The sequence below is a fragment of the Vibrio furnissii CIP 102972 genome (assembly GCF_000176175.1).
Lineage (GTDB): Bacteria > Pseudomonadota > Gammaproteobacteria > Enterobacterales > Vibrionaceae > Vibrio > Vibrio furnissii.
Genome location: NZ_ACZP01000013.1, coordinates 1,325,931 through 1,346,602 on the forward strand (window position 1 = coordinate 1,325,931; position 20,672 = coordinate 1,346,602).

Sequence of the window (20,672 nt, forward strand, 5' to 3'; positions counted from 1 at the left end):
GAATTCACAATAAAAACTGCCGTTTTCTTGTGATTATTTCTGGTGTACGGCGGATATATCGCCAAACCGATCAGACGAAAAAGCCTTCGCACTAGGCGAAGGCTTTGGTAAGGACTCGCGTTTGAAGCGGCTTATGACTGTTTTGCTTCTGTCACGTGCTCTTCAGTGCGAATGTTCTTCATTTGACCCGCGATGATTTCGGCCAGTGGGCCAAGGATAACTTGAAGGTTGTTTGAACCCAGTTTCACAACACCCATTGCGCCCAGCGCTTTCAGCTCTTTCTCATCGATGATAGACATGTCTTTCACGGTCAGACGAAGACGAGTGATACACGCGTCGATGTTAGACAGGTTGTCGTGACCACCCAGAACTTGCAGGTATTGTTTAGCCAGTTCAGACGACTCAGTCGAACCTTTTGTCGCAGACGTTGTTTCTTCATCATCTTCACGACCCGGTGTTTTCAGACCGAATTTCACGATAACGGTACGGAAAATCACGTAGTACAGAGTAAAGAACACCAGACCTTGAACAATCAGCATGTACCAGTTCACCGCCAGTGGGTTACGTGATGACAGTACCATATCCACAAGACCAGCTGAGAAACCGAAACCTGCAATCCAGTGCATTGATGCAGCGATGAATACAGAGATACCAGTCAGCAATGCGTGCAGAACGTAAAGCATTGGCGCTAGGAACATGAATGAGAATTCTAGCGGTTCAGTCACACCGGTAAAGAACGCAGCGAATGCAGCAGCGATCATGATACCAGCAACTTTCTCTTTGTTCTTCGCTGTTGATGTGTGGTACATCGCTAGCGCAGCGCCTGGCAGACCAAACATCATGATTGGGAAGAAGCCCGCTTGGTACATCCCCGTCACACCGACAATACCAGTACCTTCTGCGATAGATTTAGCACCACCGAGGAAGTTCGGAATATCGTTAATGCCCGCCACGTCGAACCAGAATACTGAGTTCAGTGCGTGGTGTAGGCCAACAGGAATCAATAGGCGGTTAAAGAATGCGTAGATACCTGCACCGGTTGCGCCCATGCCTTGAATTGATTCACCAAAGTGCACCAGACCACCGTAGATTGCTGGCCAGATGTACATCAGTACAAAAGACAGCACGATACCGACGAATGATGTCAAAATCGGAACCAAACGTTTACCCGAGAAGAACGCCAATGCTTTGTGCAGTTCAACGGCAGAGTAACGGTTGTAAATTTCAGCAGAGATGATACCGACAAGGATACCAACAAACTGGTTTTGAATTTTGCTAAATGCTGCTGGAACTTCAGAGGCGGCGATACCTTGAATTTGAGCAACCGCGCCAGGTGACAGTAGCGTTGTCACAACATACATACATACGAGACCAGCCAGTGCCGCTGCGCCGTCTTTGTCTTTCGACATACCGTACGCGACACCCACTGCAAACAACCATGACATGTTGTCGATAATTGCTGCACCCGCTTTAATCAGGAAGCCTGCTAATGCAGAGTTTGCACCCCAACCATTCGGGTCAATCCAGTAGCCGACACCCATAAGAATGGCCGCGGCAGGCAAAGTAGCAACAGGCACCATCAGGGCCTTACCTACTTTTTGAAAATATCCAAGAATATTCACCTTAAGTTCCCCCTATAGGATTTTGGTATTATTGGACTGGACGACTTATTTTAGTCGCTCAATTTAGTCAGGCTCAGTTTATGATATTAATTTTGCTCCGCAAATTAAAAGCTTATCAATTGTGATCATAATCACCAGAAACGGCCAAAAAACGACTATTTTGCTAGCGAGATCATAAAACTTATTTTACAATATAAAAAAACGAAAATTTAACGATACTATCTTCAGCATTGTTACTCTAAAGATTGAAACGCTCAATCGATGCTCAGTTGTCATTTTGAACGTGCTCGCAGTTGAAAGCCATTGAGTAATAATGCTGTTTAACACTTATTTTTAGCCACGACATTTGTGGACGTTGGCCCGAAAGATAATTCGCGACCTAATTGAAGTCAGCAAAGTAAGTTCTGCCCAATCACTGCTTCGCTGCCAAACCGTCGCCAAGTAAATTGATAAAATCTCGATAGATAAGGATTCGCTGATATGTACGCGCTAACTAACTGCAAAATCTACACAGGTAACGACGTGTTAAGTGGACATGCTGTCATTGTGGATGGCGACTTGATTCAAGCTGTGTGCCCCATCGAGCAACTGCCGGAAAATGTGAAAACCGTTGACCTGAATGGCGCGAACGTGAGCCCAGGTTTTATCGACGTGCAATTGAATGGCTGTGGTGGCGTCATGTTTAATGATGAAATTACCGCAGACACGATTCAAATCATGCATGAAGCGAACCTTAAATCAGGCTGCACCAGCTTCCTTCCAACGCTGATCACCTCATCTGACGAAAACATGCGTCAAGCGATCGCCGCCCAACGTGAATATCAGCAAAAATACAACAACCAATCCTTGGGTCTGCACCTGGAAGGTCCTTATCTGAACGTGATGAAAAAGGGCATCCATTGTGTCGACTTCATCCGCACTTCTGACGATGCCATGATCGATTTCATTTGTGACAACAGTGATGTGGTCACCAAAGTGACACTGGCACCAGAGAACAACAAAGCAGAACACATCGCGAAATTGGCAAAGGCTGGCATCATTGTCTCGATCGGACACACCAACGCGACCTACGCCGAAGCGCGCCAAGGTTTCGAAGCGGGCATCACCTTCGCAACGCACCTCTTCAACGCAATGACCCCAATGGTTGGCCGTGAGCCGGGCGTCGTGGGTGCTATTTACGATACGCAAGATGTCTACACCGGTGTGATTGCTGATGGCTTCCACGTGGATTACGCCAACATTCGAATCGCGCACAAAATTAAGGGCGAAAAGCTCGTATTAGTGACCGATGCCACAGCTCCTGCAGGTGCTGAAATGGATTACTTTATTTTTGTCGGTAAGAAAGTATATTACCGAGATGGCAAATGTGTCGACGAAAATGGCACACTTGGCGGCTCAGCCCTTACCATGATTGAAGCAGTTCAAAACACGGTTGAGCATGTCGGCATCGCTTTAGATGAAGCTCTACGGATGGCTACTCTGTATCCAGCGAAAGCAATTGGGGTTGATCACAAACTCGGTCGTGTCAAACAAGGCATGGTCGCCAACCTGACTGTTTTTGACCGTGACTTCAACGTGAAAGCGACTGTGGTTAACGGACAATACGAGCAAAAGTAAGAATGAATGGCGGACAAATAGGTAACGTAGATCTAGTTAAACAGCTAAATAGCGCAGCGGTTTATCGATTAATTGACCAACAAGGGCCAATTTCTCGAATCCAAGTTGCCGATGTGAGTCAGCTTGCGCCAGCCAGCGTGACCAAAATTACCCGCCAACTTCTGGAACGCGGCCTCATTAAAGAGGTCGCGCAACAAGCTTCTACGGGAGGACGCCGTGCGATCTCCCTGACGACGGAAGTGGAACCCTTTCACTCCGTCGCCGTACGTTTAGGGCGCGACTACATTCAGCTCAGCCTCTACAATTTGGGTGGCAAAGAGCTGGCTTCAGCGTCACACGAATTTCATTACACCCACCAGCCACAACTAATTGAAGGGCTGGTCACTCACCTAAAAGATTTCATTGAGCAGCAAAGCCAACTGATCGATCAACTGATCGCCATTGGTGTTGCGCTGCCCGGTCTGGTCAACCCAGAAAATGGCGTGGTGGAATACATTCCAAACGTCGACGTCGATGCCTTGGCACTGGGTGACATCATTCGCGATCACTTCCATGTGGAATGTTTCGTCGGCAACGACGTGCGCGGCATGGCACTCGCTGAACACTATTTTGGTGCCAGCCAAGACTGCCAAGACTCCATTTTGGTCAGCGTCCACCGCGGGACGGGGGCTGGGATCATCGTCAATGGCCAAGTGTTTCTAGGCTCCAACCGCAACGTTGGCGAAATCGGCCACATTCAAATCGATCCACTGGGCGAACAATGTCAATGCGGTAACTTTGGCTGTTTAGAAACAGTCGCCACCAACCCCGCCATCGTTGCGCGCGTCAAAAAGCTGATCGCCCAAGGATATGAATCCAGCCTTGCTGATTTAAAGACCATCACCATCGACGACATTTGCCAGCACGCCAATGCCGGCGATGAGCTGGCGAAGCAAGCCTTAGTGCGTGTGGGCAATCAACTCGGTAAAGCCATTGCCATCACCATTAACCTGTTTAACCCACAGAAAGTCGTGATTGCCGGTGAAGTCACCGAGTCACCAGACATCATTTTCCCGGCAATTTTGCGTAACGTGGAAAACCAATCGCTCAAAACATTCCATCGTCAATTGCCTATTGTGACCTCTCAAATCGACAAGCAACCGACCCTTGGTGCGTTTGCGATGATCAAGCGGGCGATGCTAAATGGCGTACTGTTGCAAAAATTGCTTGAAGATTAACCAAGCGAATGTTCTATAATATTGGGCCGTATCTCACTGATGATACGGCCCTTTTTTATTACATCAATTATAAGAAATATTATGGATTTGATTCTTATCTCTGCAGCGTTCATCGTCGGCTTTGTGGCGCTGAAATGCCACCTCCCCCCCCTCGTCGGTTTCCTCATCGCAGGTTTTGGACTAAACCTGTATGGCTTCGAATCCAACGAGACCATCGCCCTGCTGGCCGATCTCGGCGTCACCCTGATGCTGTTTACCATCGGCCTGAAATTGGATGTAAAAACTCTGCTTGAGAAAGAGATTTGGGCTGGCGCCACCCTGCACAACATCGTCTCAACCGCTATCTTTACGCTGGCGTTACTCGCCTTCAAGTTCCTGGGCTTGGATAGCCTGGCATCCGTACCATTAAGCAGTTTATTGCTCTTGGGGTTTGCGCTCTCCTTCTCCAGTACCGTGTTTGCCGTGAAGTCATTGCAAGAAAAGGGCGAAATGAACTCCACCTACGGCACGTTGGCCATCGGTATTTTGGTGATGCAGGACATCTTTGCAGTGGTTTTCTTAACTGCTTCAACTGGCAAGCTCCCTGAGTGGTACGCGATTGGCTTGTTTATCCTGCCATTTTTGCGCCCACTCTTCTTTGAATTGCTTGATTGGGTTGGCCATGGCGAAATGCTGATTCTGTTTGGCATTTTCCTCGCGTTGGTCGTCGGCGCAGGCTCCTTTGAACTGGTCGGAATGAAACCGGATCTGGGCGCCTTGATCCTTGGTATGATGCTGGCGAAGCATCGCAAGTCTTCTGAGCTATCAAAAGCACTCTTCAATCTCAAAGAACTCTTTCTGGTGTGCTTTTTCCTCAATATTGGCCTGTCCGAAGAGCCGACCGCAACTGGGTTTATGCTGGCGCTGTTGCTGCTGATTTTGCTCCCCATCAAGGGCGCGATCTATTTCTGGGTGATCAACAAATTCCATTTTCGCGTACGCACCTCGCTACTTGCATCATTGTCGCTGTTTAACTTCAGCGAATTTGGCCTCATCGTCGGTGGGCTGGCATTTAAGATGGGTTGGATCCCCGGTGACATATTGGTTGCTTTGGCGATTTCCGTACCCCTGTCGTTTATTTTGGCCGCCCCGCTGGGCCGTAAAGGCCACGCGATTTATCAGCACTCCTCTCAATGGTTCCAAGAACAGCTGCCAGAAGAACTCAATCAGCGCGACAAACTGATCAATCCAGGCAACGCCCAAGTGTTGATTTTAGGCATGGGGCGTATCGGGACGGGCGCCTATGAAGAACTACGTCATCGCTATGGTCATATTTGTCTTGGCATTGAACTGCGAGAAGAGGCTGCCAGCGGCCATCGCGATGAAGGCCGCAACGTGATCAGCGGCGATGCCACAGATCCAGATTTTTGGGAACGCATTTTAGATACCGGACAGGTCAAAATGATTCTGCTCGCCATGCCGCACCACCAAGCCAACCAGATCGCCTTGTCCTTGGTGAAAAAGCGCCAGTTTAAAGGCCAAATTGCAGCCATTGCTGAATATCCGGATCAAATGGACAACTTAATTGAAGAAGGCGCTCATGCCGCGTTCAACATTTATAGTGAGGCGGGCACGGGCTTCGCACGCCACGTCTGTGAACAGCTTAAACCCACCTTTATTCGCTATTAATCAAACACAAACAGGGGCTTCGGCCTCTGTTCTTCTTTGTCTTTCGCTTACATTTACGCCAGAAATTAGAAAACATTCACTCATTTGCCGTTATTTTTAAATGATGTTTAATAGACAACGATTTCTTTAAATTTTTTAATAGTTATGGGTTGCCTTTTTTAATCAAAATGGCAAATTGGAGTCATCTGATTAAAACTCGTCTAATTAAGGAAAGTTGTATGTGTTCTATCTTTGGCATTTTAGACATTAAAAGTGACGCCGCCGCACTTCGCCCTGTGGCTTTGGAAATGTCTAAAAAACTTCGTCACCGTGGCCCGGACTGGTCAGGTATCTACACATCAGACCGCGCGATTCTTGCTCACGAACGTCTGGCTATCGTAGGCCTGAATAGCGGCGCGCAGCCTCTGTACAGCCCAGATAGAAAACTCATCCTTGCTGTGAATGGCGAGATTTACAACCACAAAGAGATTCGTGCACGTTACGCGGGCAAATACGAGTTCCAAACCGATTCAGACTGTGAAGTGATTCTGGCCCTGTATCAAGATAAAGGTGCTGACCTTTTAGAAGAGTTGAACGGTATTTTCGCTTTCGTTCTCTACGATGAAGAAAAAGACGAGTATCTGATCGGCCGCGACCACATTGGGATTATCCCGCTGTACCAAGGCCACGACGAGCACGGTAACTACTACGTCGCATCCGAGATGAAAGCACTGGTTCCGGTTTGTAAAACCATCAGCGAATTTCCTCCAGGTTGTTCATTCAGTTCGAAAGATGCAGAACCAACACGTTACTACACCCGTGATTGGTACGAATTCGATGCGGTGAAAGACAACGTCACCAGCAAAGAAGATCTGACCAAAGCATTGGAAGATGCGGTGAAACGTCAATTGATGACCGACGTACCTTACGGTGTTTTGCTGTCAGGTGGCTTGGACTCATCCATTACCTCTGCGATTGCAAAACGCTTTGCGGCGATGCGTATTGAAGATGACGAGAAATCAGCGGCCTGGTGGCCACAATTGCACTCGTTTGCCATTGGCTTGGAAGGCGCACCCGATCTGAAAGCGGCACGTGAAGTCGCAGACAAACTGGGCACGGTTCACCACGAGATGACCTACACCGTGCAAGAAGGTCTGGATGCGATTCGCGACGTGATTTATCACATCGAGACGTACGACGTGACCACGATTCGCGCATCCACACCCATGTTCCTGATGGGGCGTAAAATCAAAGCGATGGGGATCAAAATGGTTCTCTCTGGCGAAGGCGCGGATGAAATCTTCGGGGGTTACCTGTACTTCCACAAAGCACCAAACGCAAAAGAGTTCCACGAAGAGACAGTACGTAAGCTGTTGGCTTTGAACATGTTCGACTGTGCTCGTGCGAACAAATCTCTCGCAGCTTGGGGCGTTGAAGGTCGCGTCCCATTCCTTGACAAAGAGTTCATTGATGTCGCAATGCGTCTCAACCCAGCAGACAAAATGTGCGGTAACGGGAAGATGGAAAAACACGTGCTGCGTGAATGCTTCCAACACTACCTACCAGATTCCATCGCATGGCGTCAAAAAGAGCAGTTCTCTGACGGCGTTGGCTACAACTGGATTGACACACTAAAAGCAACTGCAGAAGCGAAAGTCACTGACCAGCAGATGGAAACGGCGAAATTCCGTTTCCCTTACAACACGCCAACCACCAAAGAAGGTTACGTGTACCGTGAGATTTTTGAAGAGCTATTCCCGCTGGAATCTGCAGCGCGCTGTGTCCCTGGCGGCCCTTCAGTGGCTTGCTCGTCCGCAAAAGCCATTGAGTGGGATGAATCATTCAAAAACTGCATCGACCCATCAGGCCGCGCAGTCAAAGCGGTTCACAACGAAGCTTACTAACTGAACACAAAACCATCACAAAAAAGGCGCATCAAGCGCCTTTTTTCATATTTTTCATATGCCATGATCGTGCGCAGCAAGCGCACTGAACCTACGTTTCAATCATTGAGATCCAAGTGCTTATTCTCAATACTCATCGGAACAGATTGGCTGAGCATTTTCACCAGCATAATCGAACGCGTTTCGCCATCAGGCTGTTGATAAATCGCCTTCAAACCACAAAACTGGCCACTCTTGACTTCGATTTCCTGACCGCGAACCGGCATTTTCGCATCAGAGACGTCATCAAGATGTGTACTGAGCTGTTTCAGCTCGTAAATCAAATCCCCTTGCAACTCCTTCGGCTCGGCACCAAAACGGATGAAGTCGGTCACACCTCGTGTCGAGCGCACCGTGGTAAAAGTCGGCCCCTGATTAAAATCAAAACGCACAAACATATAAGAGGGAAACAACGGTTCTTTGACCATTTGGCGTTTTCCGCGCAATATCTTTTCCACCTCAATTTCAGGATAAAAGCATTCAACCCCTTGATTTTCAAGGTGTGCTTTCGCTCTGCGTTGTTCTCCTCGTTTACAATACAGCAAATACCAACGTTTCATTTTCCATCAACTCTTTTCTAATCCAGCAGCCATTCTTGGGCAAAATGAGCTGCATAAAATCCACTTTGAGATCTGTAACATGCATAACGCAAATTGTAACCAATTATGAAAAATTAGATTTCACAAACAATTAACGCATTTCCATTTGGTCAATGTCTTGTTTTTCAATCAGTTATAACAATAAGTTTAATAAACAACCAAATCGTCCTATTGCAGGCTTATCACCTTGGATGTATACGTAACTGCCGAATAAAAAACCTTAATGCATTGCATTAACCAAAATAATACTCTTAACGAGAATTTATAACATACAACCCGACCTCGTCAGGCACATCGTATTCAATCGCGGTCAACAGATCCGAACGTCACGCCGACACGGGTTAGATTACAGGAAGCTCTTTATGTCAGACTTGAATATATTCAAGCAACCTAAATCATTCTATCTGATTTTCTCTATCGAATTCTGGGAACGTTTCGGTTTTTACGGGATGCAAGCCATTCTGACCGTTTACCTCGTAAAAATCTTGGGAATGGATGAGTCGTCATCGTTTGTGCTGTTTGGTGCTTTTTCTGCGCTTGTGTATGGCTTCGTTGCAGCAGGCGGCTGGATTGGTGACAAAGTCATTGGGACCAAGCGTGCCATTACTTTAGGCGCCATTATCCTGATGGTTGGCTACGTGCTACTGGGCATTTCCACCTCTGGGGCGCATCTGGGCGGAAAAACGCTGATTTATGTCGCAATGGGCTTTATCACCGTGGGTAACGGCCTATTTAAAGCAAACCCATCGAGCTTACTGGCTAAAGTTTACCCTGAGAACGACCCTCGCCTTGATGGTGCCTTCACCATGTACTACATGGCCGTCAACCTCGGATCATTCTTCTCGATGATCATCACCCCGATTGTGGCTGAGCGTGCGGGTTACGGTTTGGCGTTTGGCGTCAGTGCGATTGGTCTCGCCATTACTGTGGTGAACTTCATGATCTGCCAACGCATGTTGAAAAATGTCGGCTCACCGGCTGACCTGAAACCGGTCAACAAAGGTTACCTGCTGGCGGTTACAGTGGGTTCCGTGATTGTGAGCTTTGTCTGTAGCTACCTACTACAAAACTTGATGCTGGCACACGCCATTCTGGTTGTGGCAGGTCTTATCATTGTGAGCTTCTACTTTAAAGAAGCGTTCTCGATTAGCGGCATCGAACGTCAGAAGATGTTGGTGGCCTTTATCCTGATGCTGCAAGGGATTGTGTTCTTCGTCCTGTACTTCCAAATGCCAACCTCACTGAACTTCTTTGCGATTCACAACGTGAGCCATGACATTTTCGGCATCAACGTTGAACCCGAGCAGTTCCAAGCGCTGAACCCATTCTGGATCATGCTGGCCAGCCCAGTATTGGCGATGGTGTACGGCCGATTGGGCGAACGCCTAGCAATGCCGTTCAAGTTCGCCATCGGTATGGGCCTGTGTGCGCTGTCATTCCTGATCCTGTCTTGGGGCGCCAACTTTGCCAATGCCGAAGGCATCATCAGTTCAAACTGGCTGATCCTGTGCTACGCCTTCCAATCTATCGGCGAGCTGCTGGTTTCTGGTTTGGGCCTAGCCATGGTTGCTCAACTGGTTCCACAACGCATGATGGGCTTCGCGATGGGGATGTGGTTCCTGACTTCAGCCACTGCAGCGGTTATCGCAGGCTGGGTTGCAAGTTTGACGTCCGTACCGTCACACATTGCTTCATCAACAGAGTCACTGGCCATTTACAGTGACGTGTTTGGTAAGATTGGTTACGCAACAGCGATCATTACCGTGCTGACCTTCATCATTGCGCCAAAACTGACCAAGATTTGTCGCGGTGAAAACAGTGACGCGGTACTGGAAACAGCGCAAGCGTAATTGGCAATAAGACATGACGAAAAAGCCTCAGCAATCGCTGAGGCTTTTTTATGGGTCGAGAACCGCGTGATGCGATGCTAAAGCATCTCTTCCACCAGAGCCGCCATCATCTGAATGTGGCTTGCAGAATCGTTCAGACATTCGATGTAATGAAACGCTTCACCCCCAGCATGCAGGAAGATCTCCTGATTTTGTTCCGAAATTTCTTCGAGCGTTTCTAAACAATCGACAGAGAATGCCGGGCAGAGAATATCGAGTTTTTTGATCCCTTTCGCCGGTAAAGCTGCCATGGTTTTGTCCGTGTACGGCTGTAACCACTCTTCTTTCCCAAATTGAGATTGATAGGTCATCATCACCTGTTCGTCGCTCAGCCCCAACTCTGCGGCCAGCAGGCGCGTGGTCTCTGCACAGTGCTGCGGATACACATCGCCATTCTCAGCATAACGTTGAGGAATGCCGTGATAAGAACACACTAACAAGTCGCCCTGCCCGTTTTGCTGCCATGAATGACGAACTTTTTCTGCCAACGCTTGGATGTACAGTGGATGATTATGGTAATCACGCACAAAATGCAATTCAGGCACCAAAGCAACGCGCTTCATTGCTTTGGCCAAACCATCAAACACCGCCGCGGTCGTGGTGCCGGAATACTGCGGATAGAGCGGTAATACAATGATCGATTCCACGCCCTGTTGTTGTAGTCGTTCAATGCCCTGTTGCAGGCTCGGCTCACCATAAGTCATCCCCAATTCAACCGGCTGATTGAGCAGTTGCGCCAATCCGGCTTGTTGCCGTTTGGAATACACCATCAACGGCGATCCCTCATCCATCCAAATGCTTTGGTACAGTTTGGCGACTTTGGGCGAACGAATGGGCAGAATGATGCCATGCAGAATTGGACACCATAACCAACGGCTCATGTCGACCACACGCGGGTCGTGAAGAAATTCACCAAGAAAGCGTTTAACCGCTGGCGCCGTCGGCGCGTCTGGGGTGCCGAGGTTGGCTAACAAGACACCGTATTTTTTGTTTTTTTGCATAGTTTCCTGTCGGATTGTTGTCATCGGCTGCGAGAGCATGCAGCAAAGAGGCGCGCGGCTGAATCAGGCCGCGCATCACCTCATCATCAAAGGATGGTTCTTTTACGCGAACATCACGGAAAAAATTCATAAAAAAAGCGACCTTACGGTCGCTTCACTATAACAAAATTATTGAAAATTTTGATAATAGGTATTGTCTATTATGCTAATGCCTTCTCGATATCAGCACTCACTTCAGCCACCTGTTTGGTGCCGTCAAATTTCAGGTAAGTCGTGTGACCTGCTGCCGCTTCTTTACCGTAGTATTCGATCAGCGGTGCAGTTTGAGTGTGGTAAACGTCCAGACGAGCACGAACCGTTTCTTCTTTGTCGTCATCACGAACCACAAGGTCTTCACCCGTGATATCGTCTTTACCTTCCACTTTTGGCGGGTTGTAAACCACGTGGTAAGTACGACCTGAGGCTAGGTGAGCACGACGGCCAGCCATGCGCTCAACGATCACATCGTCAGCCACATCGAATTCGATCACGTAGTCCACGTTGACACCCATTTCTTTCAGGCCATCCGCTTGTGGGATTGTGCGAGGGAAACCATCCAATAGGAAACCCTGTTTGCAATCTTCTTCAGCAATACGCTCTTTGATCAGGCCCAGAATGATTTCATCTGAAACAAGCTGACCCGCGTCGATAACAGCTTTAGCTTGTTTGCCTAGTTCTGTACCCGCTTTGATCGCCGCACGCAGCATGTCACCAGTAGAGATTTGCGGAATACCGTATTTCTCCATGATGAATTGAGCTTGTGTGCCTTTACCTGCACCTGGAGCACCTAGAAGAATGATGCGCATGTTTAATCCTCTTTAGAAATGATATTTATACCGAAGCTCACAGTTTCCCTCTGCTTCGAGACGGTAAGTTTCGGTATAAGGAGACCAATACAGTTTGCGCCGGCAAACTGGCGTGCAAAAATACACGGGTTGGTAGTGACATTCAAGTTTGCGATTCTATCATAGAAAATCGCCGTTCCGACGAAACTAAGACTAAAGAATGCCCACCTGAGCGAAATTTCTCAGCATTTGCACGAAAGAACGCGTCAGTTCACATCGTGCAAAACAAAGCCCAAGAAAAAAGCTCGCATGATGCGAGCTTTTTCATCGTGTTATTCCACCTTGGTCAAAAGCTGGTTGATGGCAGTAACAAACTGCGATGGATCTTCCATCGAGCCGCGTTCCGCCAACATTGCCTGACCGAGTAAAACTTCAACCCAACGACCAAACGCCGCTTGATCCGGCTCATCAGCCATGTGTTTGACCATCGCGTGTTCTGGGTTAATTTCCAGAATGTACTTCACTTCCGGTACCGCCTGACCCGCTGCCGCCAGCAGTTTGGCCATTTGCGTCCCCATTTCAAAATCATCGGTGACCACAACGGCCGGCGTTGAAGCCAACTTGAATGTGGTGCGCACATCTTTAACCCGCTCGCCGAGATACTCTTTCACGCGTTCAACAACGGATTTAAATTCCTGTTCGGTTTCTTTGTGTTTCTCTTTTTCCGCTTCGTCTTCAAACTTGCTCAGATCCAAGCCCGCTTTGGTGATGGACTGGAACTGTTTGCCATCAAACTCGGTCAGGTAGTTCATCAACCACTCATCGATGCGATCGTACATCAGGATCACTTCAATGCCTTTGGCTTTAAACTGCTCCAAGTGCGGGCTGTTTTTCGCCGCGTTGTAGCTGTCGGCAGTGAGATAGTAAATTTTCTCTTGGCCTTCTTTCATGCGCTCAATATACGCACTCAAGCTCACATTTTGTTCGGCAGCATCGTTGTGGGTTGATGCAAAACGCAGCAAACCTGCGACTTTCTCACGATTGGCAAAATCTTCCGCCGGGCCTTCTTTTAGCACCATGCCGAACTCTTTCCAAAAGCCCAGATATTTCTCGGCATCGTTCGAGGCCATGCGTTCAAGCATGGTCAATACACGCTTGGTGCACGCATTGCGCAGCGATTGCGTGATCTTGTTGTCTTGCAGAATTTCACGTGACACGTTGAGCGGCAAATCGTTCGAATCGATCAAGCCACGCACGAAACGCAGGTAAGACGGCATAAACTGTTCCGCGTCATCCATGATGAACACACGTTGCACATACAGTTTCAAACCATGTTTATGATCGCGGTTGTACATGTCCCACGGCGCTTTGGCTGGAATGTACAACAAGCTGGTGTAATCGTTTTTACCTTCGACTTTGTTGTGGCTCCACGCCAGTGGCTCTGCAAAGTCATGCGACACGTGTTTGTAGAACTCTTGGTACTCTTCATCGGTGATGTCAGATTTCGAACGCGTCCACAATGCCTGTGCTTTGTTGATCTGCTCCCATCGGGTCTCACCGGTCTCTTTCCCTTCGTCATCCAATACGTTGGATTGAATGTAAACCGGGATCCCGATGTGATCGGAGTACTTTGAAATCACATCACGTAAACGCCATTCGGACAGGAATTCTTTGCCTTCTTCACGCAGGTGCAAAATGATATCAGTCCCGCGTGATGCCTTAGAAATGGTCTCAATCGTGTACTCCCCTTCACCTTGAGAGAACCATTGCACGGCTTCATCGGTTGCTAAACCTGCGGCACGCGTGCGCACGGTGACGGCATCAGCCACGATAAATGCCGAGTAAAAACCCACCCCGAACTGACCGATCAGTTGCGAATCTTTAGATTGTTCTTCGGACAATTTTGAGAAAAATTCAGCCGTCCCCGACTTCGCAATTGTCCCCAGATGCTCAATGACATCGTCTCGGCTCATTCCGATACCGTTGTCAGAAATGGTGAGGGTGTTGGCTTCGGCATCAAACGACAGTTTCACGCCCAAATCGGCATCACCGTCATACAATTCAGGGGCCGACAACGCTTGAAAACGCAGCTTGTCCGCCGCGTCTGAGGCGTTAGATATCAACTCGCGCAGAAAGATTTCTTTGTTGGAATACAGCGAGTGAATCATCAGATGAAGTAGTTGCTTAACTTCAGATTGAAAACCACGCGTTTCTTTGTTTGTCATTGCAGTTTCGCTCATATTAGCTCCATAACATCAATTCAGTTCCCCATGTCAAACAACAAAAGGGGTTTGAGGAATATCGATTTGGTATTAACATGAGGTTCATGAATGTAAATTCAAGGTCAAAAACCATAAAAACACTGTTTTTTGTGTTTTTTTTGATTATCCTCTATCCGTATTTTTATCAAGGAAGATAAAAGCCCGTCAGTTCGAATCGTTTTTTAATTTGTCAACAAGGAAGATAATCTGGGTAGTTGATAGTCCAAGCGCTAATACTAATTAAAAAAGAAGATATCGATGAGTAACACAGGCACAAAGTTTATTCTTGCTGATAGATTTACTTTCGACCCAACGAGCAATTCGCTAGTAGACAAAGACGCTGATAACGAGAACGTTCGTCTTGGAAGTAATGAAAGCCGCATTCTATTAATGCTTTCTCAACGTCCAAATGAAGTCATTACTCGCAATGAACTTCACGATTTCGTGTGGCGTGAACAAGGCTTTGAAGTGGATGATTCCAGCCTCACTCAAGCCATTTCCACCCTGCGTAAAATGCTAAAAGATTCCACCAAGTCGCCTCAGTTCGTGAAAACGGTGCCAAAACGCGGCTATCAATTGATCGCCAAAGTGGAAGTTGTACAGCCGGACATCAGCAAAGACGCTGATCTCGAACCACAGCTGGCGGACGCAAACACGGTAACTACCCCGTCAGGTGACCAAAGCGCCATGATGTCGGATTTTATCATTCAACCGACCGCGACCGTCGCAGCGCCAGAAGCAACACCGGAGGCTCCCAAAACCAAGTTCGATTTGTACACCAAATTGATTTTACTGGTTGCGGTTATACTCCCCATTTGTGTCATTTTGTTTACCACGCCATCGCAATCGACATTTCGTCGTCTGGCGGTCTTTGACAATGTGGTGGTCAGCACCCCCATTAACCACCCAGACTTAACGTCTTGGTTGCCGCTCATTGAAAGCTGCGTGAAGAAATATGGCGAAATGCACACGGGCGAACTGGCTCCCAAGGAAGTCATCGCCACCGGTGGCCACAACGCCCAATTGGTGCTGAATTACATTCATGCTCCTCAATTCTCGGGTGAAAACATCACATTGAGAATCTTTGCTAACCAAGAAGACATCGCTAAGATCTGTCAATGAGGAACTCAACCATGACCCGTAAATTTGCCAGCATTTTGTTGCTCATTTCTGTTGCCTTCAGCGCTTGGTTCTACTGGGGCAGCGACATCAAACTGGAACAAGTTCTCTCGTCACGAGAATGGCAATCCAAGATGGTCACGCTGATTGAAAGCAAACATCAGAACCAATCGGTCGGCCCATTGCGCCGTGTTGATGTGGCGTCAAACGTCAAGTATTTGCCCAACGGCACGTACCTGCGTGTTTCCGTCGTGAAGCTGTACGCGGTGGATAAAACCGTCCCCGAAAATGTCATCAACATTTCCGAGTCTGGAGACTGGGACGTGAGTGCGAATTACCTGCTGGTCTCGCCAACCGAATTTAAAGATGTCTCTTCTGCGCAGAGCAAAGATTTTACGCAAGAGCAGCTCGATTTGATTACACAACTGTTTAAGATGGACTCCGAGCAGAGCCGCCGTGTCGACATCGTCAACGACAAGACATTGCTGCTGACCAGTTTGAATCACGGTTCAACAGTCCTGTTTGGAAATGGCTAAATAAAGGGGTCTGGTTCTCGCGATGAACTGACAGCCTCTTTCTTTAGCCAAACCGTAACATAGGGAAATGAATCCATGGAAAAAGCGCAAATTGACATCTACTACTGTCGTCAATGCAATTGGATGCTGCGTTCAACTTGGCTGACGCAAGAACTACTGCATACGTTCAGCGAAGAGCTCGAGACCGTCACGTTGCACCCGGACACCGGTGGACGCTTTGAGATCTGGTGCAATGGCATACAAATTTGGGAACGCAAACACGATGGCGGTTTTCCGGAGGCCAAAGAACTCAAACAGCGCGTGCGTGATCTGATTGACCCTGAGCGCGATCTGGGTCATGTCGACCGTTAATCACGACCAAACAAAAGGGCACAGTCAAGTGCCCTTTTGCGTCTCTTTTCGATGCTCGAACACGACGTTACTCGTGGATCGCCACGCCAGCAATCACATCCCCAGCAAAACTGCAGACTTCAAGTTTCCCTTGATGAAAACGACCAAAACTGGCGACAAATCCATCACGCGGGAACGTCACAGAGCCCGGATTAAATAGATAATTATGCGTGTGTTTTTCCGCCACCGGAATATGCGTATGCCCATGGACCAACACATCCCCTTCACGCAGCGGTGGTTGCTGATTTTGATGATACAGATGCCCATGCGTCAGAAACATGCGTTGGCCGGATTCCAGTAACACCCAAGCGTAATCAGCCATCATCGGAAACGACAACAACATCTGATCCACTTCACTGTCACAGTTGCCTCGCACCGCAATGATGCGATCGGCGAATTCATTGAGTCGCGCCGCAACCGCCGGCGGATTGTACCCTTCAGGAATCGGGTTTCTCGGCCCATGATTCAAGATGTCACCAAGTAACACCAGCGTCTCAGCACCCGATTGCTGATACGCCTGCAAAACGCGTTCGGTGGCTGGCAGTGAACCGTGTAAATCTGAAGCAAAAAATAATTCCATTGCACACCTCTTGAATTAAACCCTCAGATTGTACGGTTTCTGCGGTTAATCGTCATCTCTTGCCATGCCGTTAATCACGATGTTGTTGTAGCTCACCATGCCAATCACGTTGCCCGCTTCAATGACCGGAGCGCGGCTGATGCCAAAACGCTCAAACAGGCGGGCACAGTATTTGACATTCATCTCCGGCGACACGGTTAACGCAGGCTTGGTCATGATCTCGTAGATGTTGGTGCGTTTGGGCGACCGGTTCTTGGCCAGTACTTTTTTAGCGATGTCATTCATGAGGACGATGCCAAATTCATCGTCCTCGTGCCGTTTGTTCACAATCAAAGCTTTAACGTCGTGTTTTTTCGCCAAGCAAATGCCTTCATGCACCGTGGTTAACCCATCGACCATGACGTAAGTGTTGGCCATTACATCGCGCACGTGGATTTTGTCATCTCGGTTCATAGATTGTCCTCCACCACTTTGGTTAACGTCGCCACTTGATGAGCCACGCCCACCGCATCTTCAATATCTATCTGAATCGCAATCCCCTGCCCGGATTCCTGATCAAATTCACCCACCTCACAAATGGTTTCTAAAATATGTCGAGACAAATGCTCTTCCACCATCAGCAACACCACGTCTTTTTGCACATCGAGTGTCAAGCCGAAAAACGTGCGTTTTTTATTCAACCCTTCCCCACGAGCATTGTTGATCACGGTCGCGCCCGTCGCCCCGGCATCACGAGCGGCATCGAGTACGAGATCGGTTTTGCTGTCTTCCACAAACGCGAGTATCAGTTTAAACCTCATCATCTTGCTCCTTCAGATTGGCTTTTTGAGTCAGCCAGTGAGTGATTTGTGCATACCCCATGACCGACATCATGGGAAACAAGCTGGCAAAGGCAATTAAGCCAAAGCCATCGATCATCGGATTTCGTCCCGGTACCGTCGAGGCCAGCCCCAGCCCTAGCGCTGCAACGATGGGCACCGTCACGGTGGACGTGGTTACGCCGCCGGAATCATAGGCTAGCGGCACAATGAATTTTGGGGTGTAAAATGTTTGAATCACCACCACCACGTACCCGGCAATGATGTAGTAATGAATCGGGTCACCCACCACAATGCGGTAACTGCCCAGCGCGATGCCACAAGCCACGCCCAAGGCGACCGCAATGCGCAGACCATGCACGCTAATGCTTCCCCCCGACACCTGATTGGCTTTGATCGCCACCGCAATCAAGGAGGGTTCTGCCACCGTGGTGCTAAATCCGATCAGAAACGCGAACAAGTAGACCCAGTAATAATCTATCCATTCGAGGCTTTGGCCGATGCTCAAACGAAATTCCGCTAAAAATTGCGGATCCGTCAATTGACGCGCCATGGTTTTCCCCAGCGGAAACAGCGCCAATTCCAATCCAAGTAGAAACAGCGATAAACCCAGAATCACATACCCGAACCCCATCACGATCTTGACCGGATGCGTCAGCGGTTTTCGCAATACCGCGAACTGAAAACCGAAGATGATGACTGCGATCGGAAACACATCCAGAACCGTCGACACGAGGGTATTGAAAAAATCAACGCTGCTGATCATGCCACCACCATGCCAAAGACCATGACAAACATCATCGGTAACAACGAAGCAAAGGCGATCAAGCCAAATCCATCCAACATCGGATTGCGCCCTTTAATCGACGAGGCTAACCCCACCCCCAAGGCCGTGACCAATGGCACAGTGATGGTGGATGTTGTGACGCCCCCCGAATCGTAAGCGATGCCAATAATCGAAGCTGGCGCAAACGCCGTCAGGATCACAACGCCCACGTACCCAAACGCGATCATGTAATGCATTGGCCAGCCGCGCAGAATGCGCAGCACGCCAATGACAATCGCGAACCCGACCGACAACGCCACCGTCAGGCGTAACCCCTGCGCATAATCGTGCCGAGCATTGAGGGAATCGGCAATCATGCCGCCTTGTGCCGCCACATTGGCCGCTTCCTCTGCCACAGCAGTGAGTGCAGGCTCGGCAATGGTGGTTCCAAAGCCGAGGCAAAACGCAAACACCAACAACCAAAACAGGCTGCCTTTGCGAGCAAACGCCTGCGCCATGGATTCCCCAATCGGGAACAGGCCCATTTCCAAACCAAAAATAAAAAACGTCAACCCCAAGACCACCAGCACTAATCCGCTCAACACATTCAGCAGATGGGGCAAAGGTTCTTGCAGAACACACAGCTGAAAGAATGCAATGACCAACACGATCGGCATCAAATCGCGCAAACTGTTCAACATCGCTTTGAGTAACGCCAACGCTCCGGCCATAGTTGCTCCGATACATTTCCTTACACTTATCATGGCAAAGGATAATCAGGCGTGATGTGACGTGGTTTACGAGGTGGGCAAAAAGTCATCAAAGGTTAAAAAACAGAATGTTGGCAGTTGTCGTAGATTCCCTTAAGCTGAACGGCAGACCACGGCGGCTATACTTAAGCCAAGTAAGGAGGCGGCATGAAAATATTGATCACGGGTGGAACTGGCTTTATCGGGCGTGAGCTGATCAAGTTACTGATGACGCATGATTTGGTCGTCTTGACTCGCAATCGCGCTCAAGCCAAGGCAACGCTGGCACATGTGCACAATGAGAAGTTGGCGTTTATCGACACGCTGGATGATCTGCATGATCTCAACCCTTATGATGCGGTGATTAACTTGGCGGGCGAACCCATTGCCGACAAACGCTGGACGTCACGTCAAAAGCAACGCATCTGCGATAGCCGCTGGATCCTCACCGAACGACTGGTAGAACTGATTCACGCCAGCACTGAACCGCCTCACGTGTTGATCAGCGGTTCCGCGGTCGGTTATTACGGCGATCAGCAAGACCACCCATTTGATGAAAGCTTGCAGGTGAAATCGAGCCGATTTTCTCATCACGTCTGTGAAACTTGGGAGCAAATCGCCCTGCGAGCCCAATCCGATCGCACGCGCGTGTGCTTATTGCGTACAGGGGTGGTACTTGCGCCAGAAGGTGGCGCATTGAAAAAGATGTTACCGCCCTACCGCCTGGGTTTGGGGGGGCCAATCGGAACCGGCGATCAATACATGCCTTGGATACACATGAACGACATGGTGAAAGGCATTGTCTATGTGTTGGAAACGGAACATGCGCAAGGGCCATTTAATCTGTGTGCGCCGCACCCCGTGACCAATCGAGTTTTCAGCCGCAGCTTAGCGGCAACGCTCAAAAAACCACACCTATTGACCACGCCGAAGTGGGCCATCACGCTATTGATGGGGGAAGCCAGTGAACTGCTGTTTGACAGCATGCGCGCCAAACCCAAAAAGCTGACCGAATTGGGTTTTCAATTCTCCTATTCACGCATCGAACCCGCCCTCCGGCACTTACTACAACATCAGGCTTAACGCTGTTCACT

Annotated in this window: 19 protein-coding genes; 9 read left to right on the forward strand and 10 right to left on the reverse strand. The window is 48.8% G+C overall.

From position 1 onward, the window contains the following. Positions 1-131 precede the first annotated feature (131 nt). Complete coding sequence (gene nagE, locus VFA_RS10110; RefSeq protein WP_014205536.1) at positions 132-1,622, reverse strand: N-acetylglucosamine-specific PTS transporter subunit IIBC; 1,491 nt, start codon at positions 1,620-1,622, stop codon at positions 132-134. A gap of 480 nt (positions 1,623-2,102) precedes the next feature. Here nagE and nagA point away from each other — a divergent pair, with 480 nt between their 5' ends. The 4 genes from nagA (at position 2,103) to asnB (ending at position 8,007) form a co-directional block, all read left to right on the forward strand. Then, a complete protein-coding gene (gene nagA, locus VFA_RS10115; RefSeq protein WP_004726667.1) occupies positions 2,103-3,239 on the forward strand; it encodes an N-acetylglucosamine-6-phosphate deacetylase in 1,137 nt (378 codons plus the stop codon). Between the two features lie 2 nt (positions 3,240-3,241). Beyond that, positions 3,242-4,456 (forward strand): DNA-binding transcriptional regulator NagC, encoded by a 1,215-nt coding sequence (gene nagC / locus VFA_RS10120; RefSeq protein WP_004726668.1) that lies wholly within the window; start codon positions 3,242-3,244, stop codon positions 4,454-4,456. Positions 4,457-4,537: 81 nt separating this feature from the next. Further along, entirely contained in the window at positions 4,538-6,124 is a 1,587-nt protein-coding gene (locus tag VFA_RS10125; protein WP_004726669.1) for a cation:proton antiporter family protein, read from the forward strand. Between the two features lie 218 nt (positions 6,125-6,342). Next, entirely contained in the window at positions 6,343-8,007 is a 1,665-nt protein-coding gene (asnB, locus tag VFA_RS10130; RefSeq protein ID WP_004726670.1) for an asparagine synthase B, read from the forward strand. A 98-nt stretch (positions 8,008-8,105) separates the two neighbouring features. Here asnB and rfaH read toward each other — a convergent pair whose 3' ends face one another. Beyond that, positions 8,106-8,606 (reverse strand): transcription/translation regulatory transformer protein RfaH, encoded by a 501-nt coding sequence (gene rfaH / locus VFA_RS10135; protein WP_038151371.1) that lies wholly within the window; start codon positions 8,604-8,606, stop codon positions 8,106-8,108. A 401-nt stretch (positions 8,607-9,007) separates the two neighbouring features. Here rfaH and dtpA point away from each other — a divergent pair, with 401 nt between their 5' ends. Further along, positions 9,008-10,495, forward strand: coding sequence for a dipeptide/tripeptide permease DtpA (dtpA, locus tag VFA_RS10140; protein ID WP_004726672.1), 1,488 nt, complete (start codon positions 9,008-9,010; stop codon positions 10,493-10,495). A gap of 77 nt (positions 10,496-10,572) precedes the next feature. On the opposite strand, the gene hemH is transcribed toward dtpA, so the two are convergent. The 3 genes from hemH to htpG form a co-directional block, all read right to left on the reverse strand. Then, positions 10,573-11,535, reverse strand: coding sequence for a ferrochelatase (gene hemH, locus VFA_RS10145; RefSeq protein WP_004726673.1), 963 nt, complete (start codon positions 11,533-11,535; stop codon positions 10,573-10,575). Positions 11,536-11,735: 200 nt separating this feature from the next. Further along, a complete protein-coding gene (gene adk / locus VFA_RS10150) occupies positions 11,736-12,380 on the reverse strand; it encodes an adenylate kinase (RefSeq protein ID WP_004726675.1) in 645 nt (214 codons plus the stop codon). Positions 12,381-12,691: 311 nt separating this feature from the next. Beyond that, positions 12,692-14,599, reverse strand: a complete 1,908-nt coding sequence (htpG, locus tag VFA_RS10155; protein ID WP_004726676.1) for a molecular chaperone HtpG — start codon at positions 14,597-14,599, stop codon at positions 12,692-12,694. 279 nt (positions 14,600-14,878) lie between these two features. Between htpG and VFA_RS10160 the strand changes: the two genes are divergently transcribed. From VFA_RS10160 to VFA_RS10170, 3 genes are all read left to right on the forward strand, one after another. Next, positions 14,879-15,742 (forward strand): transcriptional regulator, encoded by an 864-nt coding sequence (locus tag VFA_RS10160; protein WP_004726677.1) that lies wholly within the window; start codon positions 14,879-14,881, stop codon positions 15,740-15,742. Between the two features lie 11 nt (positions 15,743-15,753). After that, positions 15,754-16,275 (forward strand): regulatory protein ToxS, encoded by a 522-nt coding sequence (locus tag VFA_RS10165; protein ID WP_004726678.1) that lies wholly within the window; start codon positions 15,754-15,756, stop codon positions 16,273-16,275. Between the two features lie 75 nt (positions 16,276-16,350). Then, positions 16,351-16,626, forward strand: coding sequence for an Rdx family protein (locus VFA_RS10170; protein WP_004726679.1), 276 nt, complete (start codon positions 16,351-16,353; stop codon positions 16,624-16,626). A 67-nt stretch (positions 16,627-16,693) separates the two neighbouring features. On the opposite strand, the gene yfcE is transcribed toward VFA_RS10170, so the two are convergent. The 5 genes from yfcE to VFA_RS10195 are packed head-to-tail and all read right to left on the reverse strand — an operon-like array spanning position 16,694 to position 19,560. Continuing rightward, positions 16,694-17,245 (reverse strand): phosphodiesterase, encoded by a 552-nt coding sequence (gene yfcE, locus VFA_RS10175; RefSeq protein WP_004726680.1) that lies wholly within the window; start codon positions 17,243-17,245, stop codon positions 16,694-16,696. A gap of 45 nt (positions 17,246-17,290) precedes the next feature. Beyond that, positions 17,291-17,698 (reverse strand): CBS domain-containing protein, encoded by a 408-nt coding sequence (locus tag VFA_RS10180; RefSeq protein ID WP_004726681.1) that lies wholly within the window; start codon positions 17,696-17,698, stop codon positions 17,291-17,293. Beyond that, a complete protein-coding gene (locus tag VFA_RS10185; protein WP_038151374.1) occupies positions 17,695-18,045 on the reverse strand; it encodes a P-II family nitrogen regulator in 351 nt (116 codons plus the stop codon). Before VFA_RS10185 ends, VFA_RS10180 begins: the two co-directional genes overlap by 4 nt. Next, positions 18,035-18,829, reverse strand: a complete 795-nt coding sequence (locus VFA_RS10190; protein WP_038151377.1) for a DUF1538 domain-containing protein — start codon at positions 18,827-18,829, stop codon at positions 18,035-18,037. The genes VFA_RS10185 and VFA_RS10190 overlap by 11 nt, the downstream gene beginning before the upstream one ends. After that, positions 18,826-19,560, reverse strand: a complete 735-nt coding sequence (locus VFA_RS10195) for a DUF1538 domain-containing protein (RefSeq protein WP_038151379.1) — start codon at positions 19,558-19,560, stop codon at positions 18,826-18,828. Before VFA_RS10195 ends, VFA_RS10190 begins: the two co-directional genes overlap by 4 nt. 186 nt (positions 19,561-19,746) lie before the next feature. Here VFA_RS10195 and VFA_RS10200 point away from each other — a divergent pair, with 186 nt between their 5' ends. After that, the gene (locus VFA_RS10200; protein ID WP_004726683.1) at positions 19,747-20,661 is read left to right on the forward strand and encodes a TIGR01777 family oxidoreductase; all 915 of its coding nucleotides are present in this window, start codon (positions 19,747-19,749) and stop codon (positions 20,659-20,661) included. Positions 20,662-20,672 lie beyond the last annotated feature (11 nt).